Raw genomic sequence first — 22,269 nt, 5'->3', positions numbered from 1 at the left:
AGATTCAGCGCGTACCACAGGATTGAGCCGTTTGTACCTGCTTACGACGACTGCGAGTCAGTTCTTCGCGCGGGTTGGATATGAAGTCATCAGCCGTGTCGAGGCTCCGAATTCGCTGCAGAGAAACAGTCAATTTGCTGAGCTTTGCCCTGCCAGCGCTGTCTGCATGTCCAAAACCCTTTGAGCCCTCGCGGACGACGGCTCTCTGCAGGGAAAGACTCGACGATTTTGCGCGTGAAAGTTAGAGGAAGAAGAGCAACAACGCTAACGCGGTTTCTGTTCTGACACGCTTTGCAGCGATGGAACTGGATTGACGATTTTCGCAACCGGGAAGCTCCGCAGGCGCTTTATTGCGCCGCCGGCAGTGCTCCCAACTCAATGTGGAGCTAATCATGAAACGCATGCATGTCCTCGTGTCAGTGCACTCTCAATCGGAGGCTGGCCGTTGATGCAGGCGTTCGAAAAGCTGGCCATCCGATGCCGGAAGTGGCCGCATTCATGGAAAGACTGCGTACCGCCTTCGGTGACGAGGCCATCGACGAGGCGGCTCGGCGCGGCAAACCTGGAGAGGCGACGTTTTACGCCCGCGAAAATGGCCGCGCGGTCGGCACCGCGAGCCCGACGCACGAGAATGCGTGGTGCGTCGACGCTGACGTACAGGACCGGCATTATTGTCCCGGTTGCGATGGCGGATGCATCGGCGAGGGAGTACGCTGCGCAGAGTGGCTCAAACGAATGAAGACGGAGAATTAACGGTGGCCGTTGCTCGATATGCGGCGAGCGCGGGGAAAGGCTGATGCAGTCAGAGACCTACCGAGGGTACAACGTTTGGGGCTACGCAATCCCGCAGCAGGAAGAGCTGATGCTTCCAGAACGGTACGCTGCAAGCGGCACTATTACCCATCGTAACAAGGTGGTCGAGGCATCGGGTGTGCTTGGAATTTTCGATAAGCAGGAGGACGCGGAATTTACTGGCCCGGAGTGGGCTCGGGCTTTGGGTGGACAGCTACGCGTAACGGCTCAGCAACGTGCTTAGAGGTCGCACTTGGGGAGTTCCTGACCGCGACCAACCATCGCCGGTATAAAGCATTTCCCCGCAAGCAACATCGCCAGGATACCGAAGATACCGAAGTGGAACCCCAAAATTCAGTGAGCCGACCCTGACGTAGGTCACGCACCTCCCGGCGAACAACTATCTGGAGACCGACATGTCCTTCACTGCTGTTTTCCTGAACAAAGATGGCGACCAGTTCACTGCTGAATTGAAACATCTCGAGGACAACGCGCTTGAGAGCAATCCTCTCGCAGAGGGCGAGGTCGTGGTACGCATTGAACACTCCGGCATCAATTACAAAGACGGGCTGGCAATTGCCAACCGCAGTCCTGTCGTGCGCGCGTGGCCGATGGTAGCCGGCGTTGACGGCGCCGGCACTGTTGAGTCTTCGTCCGACCCAAAATGGAAAGAAGGCGACCGTGTAGTCGTCACTGGGTGGGGCCTCGGGGAGACACATTGGGGCTGCCTTGCCCAGCGCGCCAGGCTCAAAGCCGACTGGCTGGTCGCGCTGCCCGGCTCTTTCAGCACCTTGGACGCCATGTCGGTCGGAACGGCCGGCTTCACGGCCATGCTCAGTTGCCTCGCCATCCGCGACCAAGGCGTAACGTCGGGGTCTGGCGATGTGCTCGTCACCGGTGCGAGCGGTGGTGTCGGCAGCATCGCGGTCGCTATCCTGAGTTCCTGGGGCTATCGGGTAGTTGCGGCAACCGGCAAGCTGAACGAAGCGGAATACCTGCACTCGCTGGGCGCAGCAGAGATTCTGGACCGTGCATCACTTGCGGCACCCGGCAAGCCGCTACAGAAGGAACGATGGGCGGCCGTGGTCGATTCAGTGGGTTCGCATACGCTTGTGAATGTCTGTGCTCAGACGAGATACGGTGGTGTCGTCACGGCCTGCGGACTGGCCCAGGGCATGGATTTTCCGGCAAGCGTCGCGCCCTTCATTTTGCGCGGCATAAAACTCGTCGGCATCGATTCCGTGATGTGCCCGATGGAGCGACGCACGAGCGCCTGGAACGCGCTTGCCAGCGACTTTGATGCCCGCAAGCTTGGTGCGCTAACCACGGTCATCGGCCTTGGCGACGTCTTTGCGACCGCTGAACATATTCTCGCCGGACAGGTGCGAGGAAGAACGGTAGTGGACGTGAATCGGCTTCCTTAACGGGGCTGGAAATGCCCAAGAACGGCGCGCAATCTTGCCAGAGTAGGGGCGACTTTGGGAAAACCAGCCCGGGAGTCACGCGGATGAAAGATGAGCAGACAGATGGGGTGCTTGAGACCTGGCTGGTGAGGGTGCGTGGCATCGTGCAAGGTGTCGGCTATCGGGAAGCCTGTGTGCGCCGCGCCCATTCGCTGGGCGTTACTGGCTGGGTCCGCAACCGCATGGACGGCTCCGTGGAGGTGATGGTGAAGGGCTCGCCCAAGCGGCTTTCAGATATGTGCGCCTGGCTCGGTGAAGGCATGTCCGACGCACTGCGCCACCCCAGTACCTGTTTCAGCTGGCGAAACTGGAGTGGCGTCATACCTGAGAATCTGCAGCTCAACATTGAATGAGCTCGGTTAGCACGCTCATGCTAATAAAAGCAGCTCACAGAATTTTTTGAAAGAAGTTTCGATTCGAGTGCGAGCGTCACGGCGCCGCCTCAAAGTCAATTGTCGAGCGTACTCGTCTGAGGTTTTTAGCTCGCCACGGAGCGGGGGCCGTCTTCACTACGGGCACCCATACGCCTAGACCGGAAATCGTCGAGCAATAGGACTAAGTCCCTCGCGTTGGGGCGCCTCCCCCATGTGCTGTAGCCGGCGACCGAAACTACGGCTAACCACGACTGTGGTGGGAACCACTCAGCCCGAATCGCTGTTTCCTCGAATATACGAAGGCGCCCACTATCGAGATGAAATTCAGCTCGCATCGTGATGCCGTCGAACTGCTTACTCGCAGAGATAGGTTCATTCAGCATTGGTCGCTCCTAATTGCAATTCGGCGGCCTGCGCCGTAGCGTGCGTCCCTCAGCGAGAGACCTGAGACACAAGACTGATACGAGGGCGCATCTCGTTCTGCTGGTTATCGCACGTTGAAGCAGAACAGTGCACCGAGAGATGTTGATTGTGCGTATTCGTAGTGGTGAATAGGGCAATGAATATTCCACGCCAAAGTGAACAGGGATTCCACGGCAAAAAGAACACGAATTCCACGGCAAAGTTAATGCCGATTCCACGGCAAAAAGAACAGGGTTTCCACGCCATCGCGAACAGGAATTTGAGGTGGCGGCGACGCGGGTCAACGGTGGCACGATCGACAGTTTTGTCGGGAGTGCCGAATGGCAAATGTCAGGTTGACCATGCGCAAAATCAGGGAAGTGCTGCGGTTGCATTTCGAGTGTGACCGCAATCAGAGGGAAATCGCCGACGCGGTGGGTGCCTCGACGACGACGGTGTGGCATTACCTGCGCCGCACGCGGCTGGCAGGGCTGAGCTGGCCGCTGCCACCGGAACTGCTGACAGACGACGCGGCGCTCGAGGCAAGGCTGTATCCGCCGCCGGCGCGGCGCGAGCCAACGCGCGGCATGCCGGACTGGCCGACGGTGCATCGCGAGATCGGCAGGAAAGGCGTCACGCTCGATCTGCTGTGGCAGGAATACAAGGCGCAGCATCCGGACGGCTGCGGCTACAGTTGGTTCTGCAAGGCTTACCAGGAATGGGCACAGCGGCTTCCGGTCACGATGCGGCAAACGCACGTGCCGGGCCAGAAGCTGTTCGTCGACTACTCGGGCAAGAAGCTGGGCATCATCAACCCGGACACCGGTGAAATCCGCGAGGCCGAGTTGTTTGTCGCTGCGCTCGGCGTGTCCGGCTTCACCTTCGCGGAACTCACGTGGACCCAGCAGTTGCCAGACTGGATCGGCTCGCACGTGCGCGCCTTCGCGTTCTATAACGGTCTGGTCGAGATACTGGTCCCTGACAATCTAAAATCGGGCGTGCACAAGCCGGGGTTTTACGATCCGGACATCAATCCAACCTACCAGGAAATGGCTAGGCATTACTCCGTGGCCGTCATCCCGGCTCGCAGTAAAAAACCGAGGGACAAGCCGAAAGCGGAGCTGTCCGTCCTCCTGGTGCAGAGATGGGTCCTCGCCCGCCTGCGCAACCAGCGCTTCTTCAGCCTGGGCGAGGCTAACCGGGCGATCGCCGCGTTGCTGAGTGATCTGAACAACCGGCCCTTCAAGAAGCTGCCTGGCTCACGCCGTAGCGTCTTCGACGAAATCGATCGCCCGGCACTCAGGCCGTTGCCCGAGCAGCCCTATCAGTACGCGGAGTGGAAGGTCGCGCGTATCGGCCCGGACTATCACGTCGAGCTAAATCAGCACTATTACTCGGTGCCGTATCGCTACGCGCGCGAACAGGTTGACGTGCGCCACACGATCAACACCGTCGAGATCTTCCATCGCGGCCAACGCATTGCCGCTCACGGCAAAAGCGCTCGCCGTCGTTACCACACCACGATCGACGCGCACATGCCGCCGGAGCACTTGGCTGTTGCCAAGGGCTGGGATCCGGAGCGGCTGCGCAACTGGGCCGCCGACATCGGCCCGCATACGGCAGCCGTCATCCAGCACCTGCTGGGTGCCCGCAAGCATCCCCAGCAGTCGTATCGCACCTGCCTGGGTGTGCTGCGCATGGGCAAGGACTACGGGCGCGACCGGCTCGAAGCTGCTTGCCGCCGCGCCATCGATCTGAAAGCGCCGAACTACAAGTTCATTGACTCGACGCTAAAGAACGGCCTGGACCGGGAGCCCGAACCCACTACCGTGCAGGCCGACCTGCCGCTTGTGCATGCCAATGTGCGCGGGCCTTCGTACTATCACTGAAGCTGAAAGGGAGTCTATATGCTGCATCATCCCACTGTCGACAAACTACACGCGCTGCGCCTGCCCGGCATGGCGGCGGCGCTTGCCGAGCAACAGTCCCAGGACGGCATTGACCGGCTGGGCTTTGAAGAACGTCTGGGGCTGCTGGTCGAGCGTGAATCCAGTGAACGTGACTCGCGACAAACGGCGGCCCGGCTGCGTCGGGCCAGACTGAAGGTCCCCGACGCGTCGCCCGAGGACATCGACTATCGCACCCCTCGCGGCCTGGACCGGGCGCTCACCGCCCGGCTGCTGACCGGTGAGTGGCTTCGGGAGAGGCAGAACCTTATCCTGGTTGGTCCGACTGGTCTCGGCAAGAGTTGGTTGGGCTGCGCCTTCGCCATCCAGGCGTGCCGCCAGGGGTTCTCCGCCTGCTATCTGCGCGTGCCGAAACTAAACGACGAACTGGCGATTGCACACGGCAGCGGGCGCTATGCGCGATGGCTCGCACAACTTGCCAAGACGGATCTCGTGATTCTCGACGATCTGGCAATGGCGCCGCTGACCGATTCCGCGCGGCGCGACCTGCTGGAGGTGCTCGATGACCGGCACGGACACCGATCCACGCTGGCCACCAGCCAAATTCCAGTGGAGCACTGGCATGAGGCAATCGGCGAACCCACCGTCGCCGACGCGATCCTTGACCGACTCGTGCACAACGCTCATCGCATCACGCTCGCGGGCGAATCGCTACGCAAGACGCGCAGTCGATTGACCGCAAAGCCGCAGTCCGAGTAAAAAGGTAAAGGTCCCGCGTCGCTACGCTCCGCTTGTTCGCGATGGCGTGGAATCCTTGTTCACTTTGCCGTGGAATCACGATTCACTTTGCCCTGGAATGGCTGTTCACTTTGCGTGGAATACGCAGGGCAATCTGACTGCCAGTGCTATTGGAATATTCAATACACAAGTCGCACTGTCTCCAGCGGGTGGGTCGCAAATTTAAACCCTCAGTCGATAAAGCCCGCCGAGAAAATAGCCCAGGGTTTTGTGGAAAGTCTAGGAGCCTTTGCCAGGAGTCTATTGACGGCCAAGGCGAGTTCATTTCAACGTGGAGATTGACTCGGGTGGCCGGCGGGAAATGACGCCTAGCGTCTCGCGGTGCGACCTCTGCTGCCGGTGGAGTCAAGCAAGACGCGGTCGAAGCGCATTTACCAACTTGTTTGCAATTGCTCGCAGCCATTCAGCTTGCATATGGTCGTTCTCAACTGCCTCCGCGGGTGGCTTCCAGGCCAGCGTGATTTCCCCGACCACTCGATTGCTTTCACCGGGCAAGACGCCGACCTCGAACATCAGAGCCTCGCCTATCTCTGCCTCCAACGCGGCCTGGTCATCTAACAAGCGCTGTAGCACCTCGCGCCCCTGTTCTCCTACGAACTTCAACATGAAACCAGCAGTCCCATCCGCCGTGCGGTAAGCGACGAGGCCGGTCACCGGGCCTGGAAGTTCGATACGAACGTAGTTGTTGCCGCCGTGCCGCGGAGGCGGTTGGTCGGGGTGGTCAAATCGGACGGAAGATATAACCGCGTCCCAAAAAGCCCGATTGGCGAGGCGCGTGGCGTTCGAAGTCGGGTCCCTTTCAACATTGGTAGCAGGCGTGTCTTCGGAGCGCGACGTCACCGCCTCGAGTGTCATCGGTGTGCCGTCGCTCTGCGTAACGACTCTACGCGCAATTACTTCGGTCTTAAGTGGAACCGAAGGGACGAGCAATGTTCTACCTGCGCTGTCGCGGTATAGCTGAATTTCAAGCAGGGCCAGCGATGCGAGAAGTCCTCCCCGATTCTCCAGCAGCCGACGAAGGGAGTGAAGGTCGCTACGTATGCCGTCGCCAGCGATTGCGAGCAAAAAGTTGCCCGTTCGCAGGGACTCACTCACCGCATCGACAAATGGAGCTTCCAGCAGATGCGGGTACACCATGCGCACCGCGTGGAACATTGGATTTTCGCCAGTCAACCCTCGAGACTGCTTCAGCTTCGCCTCAAGGTCAGAATATGACCAATCAGCAAGCAAAGATGCATATTCGAATAGCTGCGCGATGACCTCACGTCGCGCTTCCGGGTTACGCCAGAGCTTGCATTCGATGAGAACTAGCTTTCCAGTGGGCGAGACGCCCAGCAAATCGAGGAACACGCTCGATGTTCCAAAACGCAGTGGAAGCTCGCGGCATAGTGGGACGAACGCCTCGCCATGCCCGAACATTTCGGTCATCGGCAGCAGTTTTGGGCTTGTGAAAAGACGTTCCTGAAGCCAGCGCTCGTTATGCCCATCGGTGCTCGAGAGCGCTGTTCGCTCGAACGAAATAAATTTGTCGAGCGCGTCTTCATCGCTTAGATATGCGGTCATCTTTTTATGAATTCAGTTGGATTTCTTCGCCAAGATTCTGGTAATGGGGCCGCTCGATGGGTCCGTGTGTACCCTATAGTTGCGCGCTTTTGTGCGATTGAACTGGGTATCCGGCGGCAATCGCCCTAACTACCGAAGGCGGCGTAGCCAAGTGCACTTCAGAGTCGAATTCGTCGACACGCTGTTCTGCCCCATAACCCTCCGAAGCCCAAAGTCGCAACGAGGAGCCGGACCAAAGATGGATGTCGTTGTTCCAATGCACCATTACGCCGGGCGGTAGGTCAGCGAGCCGGCGCACCCAAGCACCATCAGCCAGACGATTCGTCCGCTCCGCGTGCAGCAATTTATCCACATCGCCAATCAGCATTTCGGGAGGCATTCCATTCGCACGTGTCCACAGCGACTTGAACGCCAAATAGCTCGGCCTGCGACACATGCCGCACGGTCTGTGTCCTGCTGCCAAGGCAGTGGCCTCATCGAGAAAGAAAAGCTCCGTGTACCGGCCCGGTTGCATCAACGGTTTGCGGTTCCAACCTTTGTAGGAGAGCTGGCAGGTCACCCATGCTTTTACTTTCCAGTCCCGTCTCAGGCGACGCTCAGCGTCATGCAGTTCGCCGCGATTACCCAACCATCTCGCAGAGGGACAGGTAGACGCGATTGAGCCGCTTGGATTGACACCGTTCGGAAGTGGCATACGGTATTGGTCGTGGCGCGAAGATACCCGCGCGTTTGGCATGTTCCTTGAGATAACGGCAATGCCGGTTGAAACTTTATGGTCGAAGCACAGGGACTCGCAGGCTAGCCCTCTCATACTTAACCACATTGGGAATCTGCATTGGAAGCGCTCCTTGTGCGAGATGACTTGGCGTCCTCGAACCTTGCGTGCGATAGTTTCATCATTCTCAAAATAGAGGCTCAAGTGGCAACCTTGGAATCGATACAAGCGAAGATTCAAAAGCTCCAAAGATAAGCTGAAGCGTTGATTGCGAAGCAGGCGTTGGGCGTCATCGAAAAGATTCGCAAGTTGATGGCAGAACACGGCCTCACAACCGCGGACATCAGTACGCAAGTCGGCAGCAAGCGGTCATCCACCAAGCTTGCGGGTAAGGCAGTGCGTAAGAGCAACGTTGGGTGTAGCCAAGTATCGCGACCCGAAAACCGGAGCAACGTGGACCGGGCACGGCCGCGCGCCGAATTGGATGGCAACTGCAAAGAACGTGACAAGTTCCTGTTTGACGCCGGCGTGGCAACTGCAAAACCTGCTGCTGTGAAAAAAGAGAAAGCTGCTGGCAATTATGTCCGCGGTCCGCAACTGGCGAAATATCCTAACCCAAAGACCGGAGCGACCTGGAGCGGACGCGGTCCGGCGCCTGCGTGGCTCGCTGCAGCCAAAGACCGTTCGAAGTTTTTGATTGGTGGTGCGGACGCCGGTTCAGCGGATGCGGGAAGCGCGAAAGTTGCGAGCAAGAAAGCTACTGCAAAGAAGGCCGTGACCGCAAAGACTGCAGGTAGAAAAGTTGCTGTGAAAGCAACTCAGAAGTAAGCCGTAAAGAAGGTATCGACGAAAAAGACGTCACCAAAGAGCACGGCCGTGGCCGCCCCGACAGCAGTTGTCGAACTCGGTGTCGGCTCTTGCCCGGTGGCCAAAGACGCTCGCGCCAACGCTTACCGTCGCGCCTGTTGTTAATGGATAACTGCCTATTTGTGCAATGCAAATGCACTCAGGGACTAGTTCATCGGGCGAAGTCCGACATGTTCAGGCCAACAGCCTTGCCCTCCGTCGCGAGAAGCTTCCGGCACACTATTACCTCAATCCGTGGGCGCCTCTACTTGAGGGCATGGATGCTAGGGCGCTTGCTGCCATTAACCATGTTTTGCAATCCCGTTTGCGGCCGTCGTTTCATCTCCTCGTAACCCGCGAGCGCGGCAGTCCGTTCGAGCCTCATTACGCCATCGCTGTCCTTGCCGACCCCACCTAGCTCTCCAGCCTTCGCAAGTCGTTTCACCCCTGCCGTCGAGATGTTGAGGAGCTTCGCAACCGCCTCTGCCGGCAGCCAGTGGGAGCTTTCGTTCGTATCGTTTATCGGAATTTGCCTGGAGGACGTCCTTCGCTGAGGCGTGTCACCCGCGCTCAACGCGGCGACGAGCGTCGCGCGGCGTTCAGAAGCCACAACACCATTTGCGAGCAATTCGTGGTCAAACGCTCGTTCGAGTAACTCGGGAACGGCGTCGCTTAGCACCTGCGACAGCCGGTCAAGCGTCCTTTTCTTTCTACCATCGAGCGCAGCTGCAAGCAGAGCAGCAAGTTCCTCCGTCAACGCGGCGGCTACGGGCGCAAGCGCCGGTTTCAGGTAGTCGCGCGGACTCGGAAATTCCGATGGGTTGACGCCCTTCAATGCAGACTTGCGCTTTGCCGCCATTGCAGGCTCCAAGGGTCTCTCAGTGGGGCGAGGTGAAATAGAGCGGCGATTGTCTGCCTTCATTGTCCATTGCGCAGGGTGACTAGGGTGCAAGGCGGCACTCCTTACGGGACCATCAAGTATTTATTCCTATTTCGTGACATGAGTGTGTCGTCCCCGCGGCAAATCGAATACTCTGCTGCACACCCAGAGGCGCCCTGACTCATTGACATCGTGTCCCCGGACGGTCAGTTGAAACTCCCCCACTTATGGTCGCGTAAATTCCCCCACCTTGTGGAGCAGGACTAAGGGTTTTATTTAGCTGGTTTTCGATTTCCGCGCAAGCGTTTCAGCGGCTTCCTTGAGACGGTAACTGCGGCCGTCGAATTCAAGCAGATGGCAGTGATGCATGAGCCGGTCGAGGATCGTGGTGCTCATCGTGTTGTCGCCTAGGTATGCGCCCCAATCCTGCACAACGCGATTGGATGTGACGACAACGCTGCGATGCAGTTTGTAGCGTTGATGGATTAGCGTTTGCAGCAGCGCGCCCGCGGCGTCGGGGATCGTACGCGACAGGAACAGGTCATCCAGCACGAGCAGATCGCTTTCGAGGATGGCTCGCAGCCGGGCTTCGCGCTGGGCCGTCGGGCTCAGCGCGTAACGGTTGAAGAAGTCATCGGTCTCAAGATACTGCACCTTGTGGCCCTGCAGGACGGCCTGGTAGGCGACGGCCTTCGCAACGTGCGATTTCCCGGTGCCTGGTTTGCCGATGATCAGCGCGTTGTCGCCGGCGGCGATGAACTTCAGCGTGTGAAGCTGGAAGCAGGCCTGGCGAGGCACTTTGGGATTGAAGGCCCAGTCGAATTCGGCGAGCGTGAGCTTCTCTTCGAGGCCGGAGAGCTTGTAGCGGCGTTCGATGAGCCGGGACTGGCGGCGATCCAGTTCGTCCTGCAGGATCAGCGCGAAGGTTTCGAGGAATGGCTGCTGGGAGCCCTGGGCCTGCAACACGCGCGTTTCAAGTGTGTCGCGCACGCCAGACAGGCGGAGCTGTCCGAGAGCCCGTTCGATTTCCGGTAATGTCATGGTCATGCCTGTGTTTCTCCAGTCGGAGGTTGAGATTCGGCGCCGTACTGCGCACCGAGGGTAAAGAGTTCGCCGTATTCGGAGGCGGAACGGATCAGCGGGTGATCCTGCGTGAGAGGCAGTTCGAGTTGCGGTGCCTGATCGAGCCGCTCGAGTGCCTGTTCGAACAGCCGCTCGACGATCGCGCGCACCTGTTTGTAGCGATAGACCTGATGGCGTAAGGCGTGATCGCAGGCCTGTTCAACGAGCCGGGTGGGATACTTCTTCGCTAGACCGACGATGCCCCACATGGCGCGATGGCCGACGCGACCTTCGCTGTCGAACATGTGCTGGCAAAGCGCCTTCGTTTGCGGCCCGATGTCCGCCGCGCTCGCGAGCAGGAAGGCGCTCTGACGGGACGGATTGAACGGGCGTTCGTCTTCTGGCAGTTCAAGCGAACCGGCCTGCTGGGCGCGAGGATGGGTGCGTAGCAACGCCTGCGTACGGCGATCGCGAATCTCGATGGTGGAATCGTAGATCCGCACTGAAACGAGACTGCCGATCGGTGCAGGTCGTGCCGCATAGTTGCTGCGATCGATGTTGACAGTGGTGTCGTCCCACACGGTACGCACGACCTCTGTGAAGTAGCGAAAGCCGGTGGTCGGCAACGCTCGCAGATGCGGCCTCTCCTCCTGGAACATGGCCTCGACCTGTCGCCGGGTGCTGCCATGGATGCGTTTGGCCGCCCAGTTTGCCTCCCAGTGCGTCAGGAATTCGTTCTGGGCTTCGAGCGACTCGAAACGGCGGCCGGCAAGCGCGGTACTTTGAGTATGTTGAATCGCGTTCTCCACGGTGCCCTTTCGATTTGGGTCCCGCACACGTGCCGGATCGGCGACGACACCGTAATGCTCGAGCATTGCCTCGTAGAGCCGGTTGATCTCTGGTTCGTACAGGTCAGGCGTGATGACACCTTCCCGGAGGTTGTCCAGAACGACGTAGCTGACCGCACCCCCGAAGTAGCGAAAGGCTTCTTCGTGAAGCTGGGCCCAGACCTGCTTGCTGGACTTCCAGACCACGCGCCGGAAACTGCGTCGCGAGTACCGCAGGGTCATCACGAACAACCGCGGGCGCCGGTACCGGCCGCTCTTCGGATCGCGGGTCAGTGCGCCTTCACCATAATCGACTTGAGCTTCTTCGCCGGGGGCGAACGCAAGACGGTCGAACTGCTCGGGATCAATGTGGCGCAAGGCGCGCACGAAACGCTTGACGCTCTCGTAGCTCGCGGTGAATGCGAACTGATCGACCAGATCCTGATAGATCGCCTGCGCGTTGCGCCTCAGCCGGACCTGCTGTTCGATCCAGTCGCGATGCGGTTCGCTTGCCGAGCGGGCGAAATTGAATGTTGTGGCTTTGCTGGAATCGTCGGTCGCCGGTGGTCGCGGTGGTGGGGGAGTTTGCGTGACGGCCGTTTCAGAGCCGGTGGTCACCATGGAGGAGTTTGCCGAAGCGGACTTCTCCGACTCGAACATCGCCTGATAGCGACGAATCGTCTTGCGGTCGATCCCCGTAAGTCGCTGGATCTGGCGCTGGCTCTTGTTGCGCTCGAGTAATGTGAATACGGTGCTTTGCAGGTGCGGCTTCAAGACGTTCACTCCCTGAACTCCCTCTTGTTCGAAGGAGACGAAGATAGACGTCCTGCAACACTTCTCCCGTCAGCTCAGTGGACGGTCGTCAGGTGGGGGAATTTGAAGTGACCATACCCGGGGGAATTTGACCGACCGCCGGGGCGTCATTCCGAGTTGCTCAAGCCGCGTGATGCTTCATAATTTCCGGGCACGTATATTTCGCCATCAAGGGTGAACACCCAATGAAACAACGAGCTACCCTCATTTGCCGACGCGGCGACAAGATACTTCTCGTTGCGAGAAAGGGCGCCCGGTGGGCGCTCCCGGGCGGGAGGGTCAAGACGGGGGAGGCGTTTATTGCAGCTGCCAGGCGCGAACTGCGCGAGGAAACTGCGCTTATCGCCGAATCGCTGGTGTTTTTGTTCCAGTTCCGCGGAAATAGCACCTTGCATCATGTTTTCGAGGCGACAGTCCCTGATGATGTTGCCGCTCGACCATGCGATGAGATAGCGAAATGCGAGTGGTTTCAGCCGTTAGCCATTACTCAACTCAAATCCAGCGTCCCGACGCGCGGAACGGTCGAGCTCATTTGTTGGCTGCGAGAATATGAGGCAGATAAACAAAAGCGTCGGCTCGAATCTGAACAGTCACCCAGTAGCCCGATTGCGCTCAACACCGTTGAGGGAGCACCGCCTGCGCTACCCGCGCTACCGGACATTAAGTGAGCATGCGGTGGTGAATGCGGGAAAATGCGCGCGTCGGAGGAACCTGTAACTGGTCAGTTCCTGATTACCTAGCTGTACCCGGCCCCGTTTCCGCAGAATCACGCCCCTTCCTATTAGGCTTCGCAGGCGCACTATCGAGAGCCGCAGGTCGTATGCAGGGCGGCCCAGGAGATAGATATGGTGGCGACGATTGAGCCATCGTCTCAAACATGACGCCGTCGGCAGCGGCGACCGGCGATGGGACCACCATCATGAATGTCATCACGACGACGGCGCCGATTAACTCGACGGCGCAACAAAACGTTTGGGAAAGTCGGCGAATCACCCATAATCGATGAGCAATCTGAGGGATATGTGCACTTCACACGCCAGATTGGCATCGTCCTGTGACGGTTATCGCGGCGAACGAGGCGCCAGCACTAGCTGTTAGCGGTCCGTGTCGTCAGCAATCAGCAGGTCGAAAGCCTCACGGGCGTCTTTGAGCTCTTGCATGGCGGCCGCAAACCGCGCAAGTTCCAGCGTCGATGGTTGTCGCCCGCCATCAACCGCGAAGTGAGCTTGCAACACAGCGGACGCCACCTGCACTTCACGGGCCGCAACCGCGACGCGCTCAAGCGCGAAAGCTTCGTCCGACCGTGGTTTTTCAGCTCCCGTCATTTTCTCTTTCCGGTGCGGAAGTTGCCGTTCTGTTCATGACCATCTTGAGTGCCGAGCAAAACGTTAGACGTCGCTATGCCGGCAGAACCTCGAAGTATCCTGGCGCGACGTCCTGCAGTTTCTCCGAACGTCGTGTTCATCTGCGTCAGATAAGTGAACCTCTCGCGCCGGGTCGGTAACCAACGACCGTGCCAACGCGTTCCCGGCACCGCCTCGCGGAGCTGCTATCAAGCTGCGGGATTCTATTGTCGATTAGCTTTGCCTTGGTGCCTAGTTGCTTCGATTGCCCCTCCGCTGATGTATGACAGATAGGAGGGCTGCCACGGGCATGTAGTTCCAAGTAACTTCAGTTTGCGCTCACGCTTAGTTCATCGCGCGAAGTCCGACATGCTCAGGCCAACAGCCTCGCCCTGCGTCGCGAGAAGCTTCCGGCACACTATTGCCTCAATCCGTTTTCGGCCGTCAGCGTACGACTTAAGCAATTGGGCATTGCTTGCTCCCGCGGGCGCCCAAAAGTACTGTTCCAACGCCTCGCGTGCAATGGAGCATCGGACGGAACGCTCACGCATGTGAGCATCAAAGACGACTAAATTTCCGTCATCGGAAACAACGGCAACGGGGGAGATTCGAATGTCCACGACTGCAAATAACCTTTTCGTGCTTTGAAGGTGCGAGCCAAGGTCGGAATGACTTCGACGTATCCGGCGCTTGGTTCGACCATGTGGTGTTTGTGTCGAGCTGCTCACCGTCAAAGTGTTATACCTTCTTAGATGGCCGGGCGCGCACGCAAGGCTTCACGCACACGCAGGCAATACGCCGCACCAAGGTACTGGCTTGATTGATGCCCATTTCAGCTGTGAATATGCGTTGAACTTCGCATGCCGTATCAAGATGCCCGCTGCGCGCAAGCCCCGACCCGCAATCGGGAGGGTGAGCTAGCCCAGCTTGACGCGGTTAAGCAAGGTACGACGATACGATTTCTAGCGAGCCAGATTCAGCAAGATTCGACAACGTGGTCCATGCGCCAACTGTTCGTCAAGAGAAGCTATAGCTAATTTTCGAGGAGGATGTAGCTAAGGAATGCGAATAGCCTACCAGTTTGGAAAGCGTGCCTGATGTGACGATTCTTTTCTGACCGAAAGTAACCGCCGCGCCCTGATTTTTTTACTCCAGTCAGCAATCCCCTAGCCACTATCCCAAAGATGGAGCGTATTGATTGGAGCATTCTTACGCGACATGTGCTCGAGGATTGAAATCCGTGGAAGCGCTGGAGAGCCGGTCAAGCAATTGCTGCAGCCGTTCCTGTTGAGCTCGCATCAGCCCCCGGGTCGCATATGCCTGAAGAATGCGACCGCGCCAGTATGCTTGCGCAAATATCGAATCTGCACCTTCCACAGATAAAACTCGCTCAAGATGGCTGATTGCGATGTCAACGTTCTGCGGCGTATAGGGACTCACCCCCGCCCTTTCTTCCTTGGTGGTTTTCACTGCGTTCTCTCATGAGTTGCTTACGTCATAGCGGGCGTTTCCACTAGGCCAAGACGTCCCAAAGTGCGTCGCTCCGGCTCCCCGAGTCAGACGAGTTTGGGTTGCCGTCGAAGTATGTTCATAAACCTCGTCGGCCTAGCGGAGCATGTCGTGATTATGCGCGGCCAGGAATAAATCTCGAATCAAGCTGCCCCAAAATCTCCGCAGCTCCCCCCGCGATTCCGACGCCTATATGCGCCGCTATCGAATCCTCCCGGGGGTTGATGCGAATTACGCGGGGACCGTGAAGCTCGCTGAATCGTCGGACAGTAGGCAATGCTTTGCCTGCACCCAGTTCAACCACTACGAGGCGCTGCGGGCCGCGGAGCCAGCCTGTAAGTCGGTCCAATTGCCGTTCTGAATACTTGTCGACCCAGGCCCAGTCGCCGAACATCAATATGTTGGGCCGCGCCCCCTTCCCGCATCGTGGGCACGTGGGCAGGTCATTTATGAGTCGCCCCGTCGTTTCGTTGATGTCTGGCTCAAATCCTTGTGTTGACCATGCGGCGTTCACACACGGTTTGATGCATTGGAGCGAGTGAATCGTCCCGTGGCACTCCGCCACATGTTCCGGAGGGAAGCCGGCCTTCTGGAACTGACCATCGACGTTGCTTGTGAAAGCGAAAGCGCCGTACTGCATGCGGTCGCCCCATTTGCGGAGGAAGGCGAATCCGGAATGCGGCTCGGTCTTACGATATAGCGCCAGCCGGTGCCCGTAAAATCCCCACGCGAGCGTTGGGTCGTTCGAAAAGCTGGCTGGATTTGCCATGTCTTCAAACGATAGTCCGTGATGTTGAAGCGCCGGGTAGGCGCGCCAGAATCCCTCGGCGCCGCGGAAATCAGGTAAACCCGAATCCACCCCCATCCCGGCCCCCGCGGTGATGAGAAGGCCGTCGGCGTCACGCAACCATTGCGTTGCTTTCTCAAGCTTTTCTTCGAGTGTCACGTGTAACTCGCTCCTACCAGGTACGTGAGCAAAGACGTTCTAAGGCGCTGCTTTCGATTTGTCCCGTTGTGGTGTCGTCGACCAATCGGCTATCACACCCCAAGACGGCGAATGAACAACGACACGAGCCAGCTTTGCGGCGATGACGCACTCGTCCCAAGTCTCCTCGAACGCGACCGTGATTGTCGGGGTCGTTTTCGTATGCGTGCAGATTACTGGATGTCCCTGGACGCCGCTCGTGACAACTCCTTCGACATCCATCGCGAGGTCCTTGACGCCCGCGCGAGCAGCTTCCGGCGGTAGTTTTATTGTCTTGGACAGCCTGTCGTATGAGTAGAAGCCCTTTAAATTTACGTTCAGCTTCATCTTTGGCACGAGCCCCATATAGACCTCGTGAATATTCCCAATGCCGAATGTCCGATAGGAGACCGGCGTCACGTCCTTAGTCGCGCCAAACGCGTTGGACATAGGCACCGGTGCGCCGTCGTGCGAATCCTGCTGCAAGATTACGTAGTCGAGGGACGGATGGCCCAGCATTGAATTTTATGGCCCCCGGTCGACTATTTTCCTGCTCACGTGGTGCACTTCCGCCGTATTCAAACGACGGCAGTTAATAGCGAGCGTGTTATGGGGCAGACTGTAACGTAAATCGCCGATGCGAGAATGCAATCGGCGCCGCCGCTTACGCTAGACTGGCTTGAGCAACCGGAAGGAGACTTGCATGATACGCAAGACGCTCAACGCCTCGCAGCTTCAGCAGGAGGTCAACCGGCGAATCCATCGACTGCAGGAAATCGTCGAGGATGGCGTGAAGATTCGTGTGCCACGGCCGCAGTTGCAAGAGGCTGACAAGACAGGCTGCAACTGGAACATGACTTACTTCGGCAACGCGGTCGGCTTCGAGCGCGACGTCGAGGGCGTGCTCAAGGCTGTGCGTGCCGAATACAACCTCAATACCGAAGTGAAAGACACCGGCAACCCGTTTGGGGACCGACCGACTGAGATGTAGACCACTTGCTCGTTCTTGGTGGCGTGGATACTCATCCATGATTCTGATTACAGCTTCAGGACCGCGACGTGGATTGCGCCGAAGCATTCAAGCAGGTACGTCATCCTCTAAGGCGAGCCGAAGTCGACCGTCAGTGCTTCAGATTTACGCTGTCACGTGACAATCTGCATTGGCCCGTTTCGTAAATGAAGTGACAGGTCGCCTCGACGAATATACAAAATGCTGAGACTGAGGTTTTACCCGAACTCCCAAGGCGTGTGGGTGGGTGAACTGCATGCCGACGAGACCCGGCTGCTCGCAACGACCCATCCCGCAACGATTGCCGCTGCCATCTTCGCGATGGATACGCACAGCCTGCGCGTCGAGACGGACAAGGGTAACCTCGAGATGCAATTTCCCGTTGACATGGGCGAGCTGGACACGCTGGGGCGTCTGACGCATGACAAGGAAATGGACAAATGGATGAGCCTATTTTGTACCTTCTCACGCTTTGATTTTGCCAATCCTCTGCCGGACGATACCCATGCGGATATCCACTTTCGCACTGCGGTCCACTATCTGCCGCCGCTGCTCGTGAAGGTTTATCCATCGGAACCAGAGCCGAAGGATTTCAAAAAGCAGTTGAAAAAACGTAATCAGTACATCTACTACCCGTGGTGCTAGGTATGACATGGCGACCAGGCGGCAATGACGCGAGTAGGGCGGCCCGGGTGCAGATGGCAACAGCTGCCTCCAGATTATCAATCGCTGCTATCTGAGATAAGCTTTGGTGTATGCGTTGTGCATACTGCGAACCTTTCTTGGGTCGTCTGCGTTTGTCCCAATGCTCGCAGTGTTTGCCATCCGCTTTCATTCGATTTTTCGATGTTGGTGCGCTAGCCTACAGCGCGTTTGAAGCTCAGGCTTTCTTGTCGATGTCGCTGCAATATTCGGCGCCCACTATCGCTCTCCGAATACCCCGATTTCTTTGGTACCGAAGATAATGACATCCACGCGACCTTCAAATATGTCAGGGCTCGCTGGAACCGCTGTCCGTGCGTGCGGTCCGTACTTATCTTGGTATTTTGACCAAGAGCGTCGGCGCCAGAACTCCAACCTTGACACTCTACAAACGAGTGGGGGCATCGGTTATCCCGCAATGATTATGTGTCGAGACCACATGGGCGATAGCGGGCCCGCCCTTGAATTGGTGGCCGATGCCGGCACGATTCGCGTCACCTTTGGAAGCGAGTTATTGGAGAGAATGCGCTCGCGGCCACGCGTCGGCTGAACCAAAGGCCGACTGTAACAACCAAGCCGAATCAGTCAAACTCCATGCCCCCATTACATCGAAGTTCATACAGTTTCCGAATCTGCTGAGGCAAAATCCGGCCCAGCGACAATGGGGGCAGCGCGGCAATGTGAAAGAAGCCGACGGCGTTCGTTTCCACGCCAGATATCTCGCCCAAAGCGCCAAGCTCGCCGAGAAACACCAGCTTCCAGATATGAAAGACAGATGGCGGATGCCCGTGTTTTGGCATATCCCAGAGTGCGAGTAATCGCTTGATGCTTACAGCGTACCCGCTTTCCTCGCGAACTTCGCGTATGGCGTTTTCGGCCGGTGAAGCGCCAATATGCCCATCCACCGGGCAAGGACCAGCAACAATCCGCAGATTCGCGCACGAGCAGGACGTGACCGGTGTCATCAAAGACGGCGCAGCGAACGTCGAGCCTCGGATTTGCGTAGCCTTCTTCACAAGCGAAAAGGTGCATGACCTCTTCTGTTTGCATATCTGCGAGCTCGGCAAGCTGGGCGTGGGCGATACCCAGCACTTCTTCGTAGCGCTCCCTGTCGAAAGCCTCCGCCGAATAATGCAGTCCGGTTTGCGCAATTGCCAACTGGCGACGCGCCTGCGTCAATCTACGTTCCGCCAATTCTCCAGGTCTATGCATCGGTTGCCATTGCTCACTGACGCACACAAGTCAGTGCTTCGCTGCTTCCTCGCTGTGAGCGATGTTGCTGCGCTGTCTCTGCAGGGCAGTTGGCTCAGCAACGACCACCTTGTGGAATCGACGCGCATCTGGCTGCAACAGAACGCGTTGACGGCGAGCTGGCTCGAACGAATTGAAGTTGTCGCACAGGCGCGTGAAATCGCCCGGAAGGTGGTGGGATGCGGGCTGAGCGATAGCGATGACGCTCGGCCCGAGCAGCTTTTCACTACCGCGATGACAGTGAAATACGGTTCGCCGATGGTTGCCAAAATTTGGAGGCGATGTAACAGTGCAGTCTCACACTGACATACCGGCTTATTGGAACCGCAGGCGAAGAATGGAACCCGAAAGTTATAACGGCTACACAATCTGGGGGCACGCCATTTCGCAGCAGGATGGTTATGCGGCGAGCGGCAGTATCACGCTGGGTACGAAGCTAGTCGGCGGCTCAGGTGTCCTCGCCACCTGCTCAACCGAAGATGAGGCTCGGCTCATTGGCCTCGATTGGGCGAGAGCGTGGGTGGACACACACGGCTAAGACGTTGCCCTTTTCTTTCCCATGCATCACTACAGCTCGTTGCCCAATGGTAGATAGCGTGTTCGTCGTGCAGCGGACTGAAGGACGGTCTTCGCGAACACGACCCCCGGAAAGGCCCGCGGCGTCGTCAGCCGATGAGCCTGCGATACGCATTGAGGTGCCGCAAAAGTCCTTGTTTGTCGCCACTTATCTCACTTAACCGCGCTACGTTGAAATGAGCGTCGGCATGCGTTGGGTCAAGCTCAATGCATCGCTCATACGCTGCCACGGCAGCCGTGTAGCGCCCCAAGTCCTCGAGCACAACGGCGCGATTAAAGTGCAGTAGGGTGTCGTCAGGAAAATGCGTCAACGCGACGTCAAATACGGACAACGCCTCGTCGCACTTAGATTCGGCCTCGCATAGCAACACGCCGAGATTTGTGTAAGCGTGGTAATGCGGCTCAGAAGCCAACGCAAGCGTTTTTCGATAAGCCTGCTCCGCACCAATGGCATCGGTATCCGTCAGTTGCTCCGCGAGCGCGAACCATTCAACCAATAGTACCGCTGGCGCGGAATGCGTTGCTAACGCACGATGGGTAGCGACGCCCAATCAGTCGTATAAGCTGGGCTTCGCCTGTCCTGATTCATGTGCCAGGTCCGACGCTGCTCGACAGCGCCGATTTTGAGTGTGCCTCGGCCGTACTTATCATTGATAGCATCGAGCGCGACCATCAACTTCGCGCTCCGGCTTGCATCGCGCCCAAAGAGCTCAACTTGTTCGACAGAGGTCGCTTGCAATTCGTGAAGCAAGACGCCTGCTTTCGCGTATCGAAAACCCTCTTGATAAATTTGACGCAAGCCTAGAAGAGCAGAGTCGACAAGTGTGAGCGTATCGGACGTCGGCGAAGCGAGAGGTACGTTTATCGCACGGCTGTATTGAGGGTCTTCCTTCTTGAACGGGCTGGTGCGAATGAACACCTGGACGTGGTTCGCTTTTAATGATTGACGACGCAGACGTTCCGAAGCAGTCGCGACGAATTGCGTCATTGCCTGCGTAAGCTCATCAAGTGTGTACACAACGTGGCCAAAGCTTCGCGAGCAAAGCACTTGCTTCTGCGGCTGACCCGCGTCCTCAAATCCGTAACAAGCAATTCCGTTGAGCTCGAGCAGCGTACGCTCGAGTACGACCGAGAATTGCTTGCGGATGAACGAGGGAGTGGCGCGCTTGAACTGCAGCACCGTCTCGAGTCCCATCTCCTTTAGGCGCGCTCCAATCTTGCGGCCCACGCCCCAGACTTCCCCTACGTCAACGTTCGCGAACATGCCATCGCACTCGTCTGCCGTGAGCACGTTGATATCACATACGCCTTGCCAAAGTCGCCCCACGTTTTTCTTGGCGATGTGATTGGCCATTTTCGCGAGCGTCTTCGTCGGGCCGATGCCGATGCAAGTCGGAATGCCAATCCACTGCAGCACTTGAGCGCGTATCTCTAGTCCATAAGTTGTAAGGTCGCGGCGAAAGCCGCTCAAGTCGATGAAGCATTCGTCGATTGAGTAGATTTCCTGAACAGGGGAATACTGCCCAATGACAAACATCATGCGGTCGCTCAGGTCCGCATACAGCGCATAGTTCGAGCTCAGCGCTATCAGCCCATTTGTGCGCTCTAGGTCGCGGATTTGAAACCAAGGCTGGCCCATCCCAACCTTCAAATCCTTCGCCTCCTGCGAGCGCGCTACCGCGCACCCGTCGTTGTTGCTGAGAACGACGACTGGCTTGCCAATAAGCGACGGGTTGAAACAACGCTCGCATGAGACGTAGAAATTGTTGCCATCGATGAGCGCAAAGGTTGTCATCGACGTTTCTGCTGATGCAGCACTTGTCGCAAATTCCAGGTAACGACGCCCCACACGCTCATCTCTTGGCCCTCGACAAAAGTAATTGGCGCATATTTCGGATTGGCGGCATGAAGGCGGACCACGCCGGCGCGTTTGAACAACCGCTTGACAGTAAACTCGTCGTCGACGCACGCGAGGACGATGCGCCCGTGAACCGCCTCGACCGACCGGTCAACGATGAGACGGTCGCCATCGAAGATACGTGCATCGACCATGGAATCCCCTTCCACTTGAAACAGGAACGTCGCTATTGGATTTAGGACCAGCACTTCGTTCAAGTCGATGCGTTTTTGCGTGTGGTCTTGCGCCGGGCTAGGAAACCCCGCAGGCACTTTTGCCAGCACTTCGATGAGAAATGAGCCTACAGCGTCGTCGGTGATGGGAATCGGGTGGCTCATGGACGTCGGACACTGTATGGATGTACAGTAGTCTATCTTGTCTTTGCGAAACGGTGAATTGCCCCTTTTAAGTCGACTGTAAGGGTGCTTGTGGATATGGTGGTAAGACGCAAGCAACATCCGATGCCTCAGATGGCGGCGGTCGAAGCTGAGGCGCGAGCTGCGTTCGGCGAGACGGTCGTCGAGGTTATCGTGCGCAGTAAGGCGGGCAAGCCGACGTGCTACGTTTCGGACGATG

General features: G+C 57.8%; 24 protein-coding genes and 3 pseudogenes. 13 read left to right on the top strand and 14 right to left on the bottom strand.

Annotation, left to right across the window (positions count from 1 at the left end; genetic code table 11):
* Positions 1 to 498: 498 nt before the first annotated feature.
* The 6 genes and pseudogenes from SBC1_RS13030 to istB (SBC1_RS13005) all read left to right on the top strand — a co-directional run bounded on the left by SBC1_RS13030 (position 499) and on the right by istB (SBC1_RS13005) (position 5,697).
* On the top strand, positions 499 to 753 hold the full coding sequence (locus tag SBC1_RS13030; protein ID WP_371826731.1) for a hypothetical protein: 255 nt from the start codon (positions 499 to 501) through the stop codon (positions 751 to 753).
* A gap of 43 nt (positions 754 to 796) precedes the next feature.
* Positions 797 to 1,016, top strand: a pseudogene (locus SBC1_RS13025) (hypothetical protein).
* Positions 1,017 to 1,208: 192 nt separating this feature from the next.
* Complete coding sequence (locus SBC1_RS13020; RefSeq protein WP_165987944.1) at positions 1,209 to 2,216, top strand: MDR family oxidoreductase; 1,008 nt, start codon at positions 1,209 to 1,211, stop codon at positions 2,214 to 2,216.
* A gap of 83 nt (positions 2,217 to 2,299) precedes the next feature.
* On the top strand, positions 2,300 to 2,608 hold the full coding sequence (locus SBC1_RS13015; protein WP_165987943.1) for an acylphosphatase: 309 nt from the start codon (positions 2,300 to 2,302) through the stop codon (positions 2,606 to 2,608).
* 764 nt (positions 2,609 to 3,372) lie between these two features.
* A complete protein-coding gene (istA, locus tag SBC1_RS13010) occupies positions 3,373 to 4,920 on the top strand; it encodes an IS21 family transposase (protein WP_165987047.1) in 1,548 nt (515 codons plus the stop codon).
* 18 nt (positions 4,921 to 4,938) lie between these two features.
* Positions 4,939 to 5,697: an IS21-like element helper ATPase IstB gene (gene istB / locus SBC1_RS13005; RefSeq protein ID WP_165987049.1), complete on the top strand. Its 759-nt coding sequence runs from the start codon at positions 4,939 to 4,941 to the stop codon at positions 5,695 to 5,697.
* Positions 5,698 to 6,081: 384 nt separating this feature from the next.
* Here istB (SBC1_RS13005) and SBC1_RS13000 read toward each other — a convergent pair whose 3' ends face one another.
* A complete protein-coding gene (locus SBC1_RS13000) occupies positions 6,082 to 7,299 on the bottom strand; it encodes a hypothetical protein (protein ID WP_165987941.1) in 1,218 nt (405 codons plus the stop codon).
* 1,097 nt (positions 7,300 to 8,396) lie between these two features.
* On the opposite strand from SBC1_RS13000, the gene SBC1_RS40555 reads away from it, so the two are divergent.
* Positions 8,397 to 8,570 carry an H-NS histone family protein gene (locus SBC1_RS40555; protein ID WP_371826730.1) on the top strand — a complete coding sequence of 58 codons (174 nt, stop codon included), beginning with the start codon at positions 8,397 to 8,399 and terminating at the stop codon, positions 8,568 to 8,570.
* The gene (locus SBC1_RS40550; protein ID WP_371826729.1) at positions 8,543 to 8,842 is read left to right on the top strand and encodes an H-NS family nucleoid-associated regulatory protein; all 300 of its coding nucleotides are present in this window, start codon (positions 8,543 to 8,545) and stop codon (positions 8,840 to 8,842) included. Before SBC1_RS40555 ends, SBC1_RS40550 begins: the two co-directional genes overlap by 28 nt.
* A 283-nt stretch (positions 8,843 to 9,125) precedes the next feature.
* On the opposite strand, the gene SBC1_RS12990 is transcribed toward SBC1_RS40550, so the two are convergent.
* The 3 genes from SBC1_RS12990 to istA (SBC1_RS12980) form a co-directional block, all read right to left on the bottom strand.
* Entirely contained in the window at positions 9,126 to 9,719 is a 594-nt protein-coding gene (locus tag SBC1_RS12990) for a hypothetical protein (RefSeq protein ID WP_165987939.1), read from the bottom strand.
* Between the two features lie 297 nt (positions 9,720 to 10,016).
* On the bottom strand, positions 10,017 to 10,787 hold the full coding sequence (gene istB / locus SBC1_RS12985) for an IS21-like element helper ATPase IstB (protein ID WP_006397378.1): 771 nt from the start codon (positions 10,785 to 10,787) through the stop codon (positions 10,017 to 10,019).
* Positions 10,784 to 12,448 (bottom strand): IS21 family transposase, encoded by a 1,665-nt coding sequence (istA, locus tag SBC1_RS12980; protein WP_243830286.1) that lies wholly within the window; start codon positions 12,446 to 12,448, stop codon positions 10,784 to 10,786. The genes istB (SBC1_RS12985) and istA (SBC1_RS12980) overlap by 4 nt, the downstream gene beginning before the upstream one ends.
* 179 nt (positions 12,449 to 12,627) lie before the next feature.
* On the opposite strand from istA (SBC1_RS12980), the gene SBC1_RS12975 reads away from it, so the two are divergent.
* Positions 12,628 to 13,110, top strand: coding sequence for an NUDIX hydrolase (locus tag SBC1_RS12975; protein ID WP_165987935.1), 483 nt, complete (start codon positions 12,628 to 12,630; stop codon positions 13,108 to 13,110).
* 426 nt (positions 13,111 to 13,536) lie between these two features.
* On the opposite strand, the gene SBC1_RS12970 is transcribed toward SBC1_RS12975, so the two are convergent.
* From SBC1_RS12970 to SBC1_RS12950, 5 genes are all read right to left on the bottom strand, one after another.
* On the bottom strand, positions 13,537 to 13,767 hold the full coding sequence (locus SBC1_RS12970) for a hypothetical protein (RefSeq protein ID WP_165987933.1): 231 nt from the start codon (positions 13,765 to 13,767) through the stop codon (positions 13,537 to 13,539).
* A 368-nt stretch (positions 13,768 to 14,135) separates the two neighbouring features.
* Entirely contained in the window at positions 14,136 to 14,336 is a 201-nt protein-coding gene (locus SBC1_RS12965; protein ID WP_165987932.1) for a DUF1488 family protein, read from the bottom strand.
* A 658-nt stretch (positions 14,337 to 14,994) separates the two neighbouring features.
* The gene (locus SBC1_RS12960) at positions 14,995 to 15,255 is read right to left on the bottom strand and encodes a Zn-dependent oligopeptidase (RefSeq protein ID WP_165987929.1); all 261 of its coding nucleotides are present in this window, start codon (positions 15,253 to 15,255) and stop codon (positions 14,995 to 14,997) included.
* A gap of 154 nt (positions 15,256 to 15,409) precedes the next feature.
* Complete coding sequence (locus tag SBC1_RS12955; RefSeq protein ID WP_243830211.1) at positions 15,410 to 16,240, bottom strand: Sir2 family NAD-dependent protein deacetylase; 831 nt, start codon at positions 16,238 to 16,240, stop codon at positions 15,410 to 15,412.
* Positions 16,241 to 16,279: 39 nt separating this feature from the next.
* Entirely contained in the window at positions 16,280 to 16,777 is a 498-nt protein-coding gene (locus tag SBC1_RS12950) for a hypothetical protein (protein WP_165987927.1), read from the bottom strand.
* A gap of 184 nt (positions 16,778 to 16,961) precedes the next feature.
* On the opposite strand from SBC1_RS12950, the gene SBC1_RS12945 reads away from it, so the two are divergent.
* Together SBC1_RS12945 and SBC1_RS12940 are read left to right on the top strand one after the other, a co-directional pair.
* Positions 16,962 to 17,249 (top strand): hypothetical protein, encoded by a 288-nt coding sequence (locus SBC1_RS12945; RefSeq protein ID WP_165987925.1) that lies wholly within the window; start codon positions 16,962 to 16,964, stop codon positions 17,247 to 17,249.
* A 261-nt stretch (positions 17,250 to 17,510) separates the two neighbouring features.
* Complete coding sequence (locus SBC1_RS12940; RefSeq protein WP_165987923.1) at positions 17,511 to 17,912, top strand: hypothetical protein; 402 nt, start codon at positions 17,511 to 17,513, stop codon at positions 17,910 to 17,912.
* Positions 17,913 to 18,550: 638 nt separating this feature from the next.
* Here SBC1_RS12940 and SBC1_RS39825 read toward each other — a convergent pair.
* Complete coding sequence (locus SBC1_RS39825; RefSeq protein WP_243830299.1) at positions 18,551 to 18,934, bottom strand: hypothetical protein; 384 nt, start codon at positions 18,932 to 18,934, stop codon at positions 18,551 to 18,553.
* Between the two features lie 115 nt (positions 18,935 to 19,049).
* Positions 19,050 to 19,181, bottom strand: a pseudogene (locus SBC1_RS39820) (NUDIX hydrolase N-terminal domain-containing protein); the annotation flags it as partial.
* A gap of 54 nt (positions 19,182 to 19,235) precedes the next feature.
* On the opposite strand from SBC1_RS39820, the gene SBC1_RS12930 reads away from it, so the two are divergent.
* The gene (locus SBC1_RS12930; RefSeq protein ID WP_165987922.1) at positions 19,236 to 19,526 is read left to right on the top strand and encodes a hypothetical protein; all 291 of its coding nucleotides are present in this window, start codon (positions 19,236 to 19,238) and stop codon (positions 19,524 to 19,526) included.
* Between the two features lie 31 nt (positions 19,527 to 19,557).
* Positions 19,558 to 19,758: a hypothetical protein gene (locus SBC1_RS12925; protein ID WP_165987920.1), complete on the top strand. Its 201-nt coding sequence runs from the start codon at positions 19,558 to 19,560 to the stop codon at positions 19,756 to 19,758.
* Between the two features lie 127 nt (positions 19,759 to 19,885).
* Here the strand turns inward: SBC1_RS12925 and SBC1_RS12920 are convergent.
* The 3 genes and pseudogenes from SBC1_RS12920 to SBC1_RS12910 form a co-directional block, all read right to left on the bottom strand.
* Positions 19,886 to 20,287, bottom strand: a pseudogene (locus SBC1_RS12920) (tetratricopeptide repeat protein); the annotation flags it as partial.
* 32 nt (positions 20,288 to 20,319) lie between these two features.
* Positions 20,320 to 21,591: a Y-family DNA polymerase gene (locus SBC1_RS12915; RefSeq protein ID WP_165987919.1), complete on the bottom strand. Its 1,272-nt coding sequence runs from the start codon at positions 21,589 to 21,591 to the stop codon at positions 20,320 to 20,322.
* Entirely contained in the window at positions 21,588 to 22,151 is a 564-nt protein-coding gene (locus SBC1_RS12910) for a LexA family transcriptional regulator (RefSeq protein WP_243830210.1), read from the bottom strand. Before SBC1_RS12910 ends, SBC1_RS12915 begins: the two co-directional genes overlap by 4 nt.
* Positions 22,152 to 22,269: the final 118 nt, after the last annotated feature.

Source organism: Caballeronia sp. SBC1 (assembly GCF_011493005.1).
Taxonomy (GTDB): Bacteria; Pseudomonadota; Gammaproteobacteria; order Burkholderiales; family Burkholderiaceae; genus Caballeronia.
This window is presented reverse-complemented; position numbering and strand designations above follow the sequence as displayed.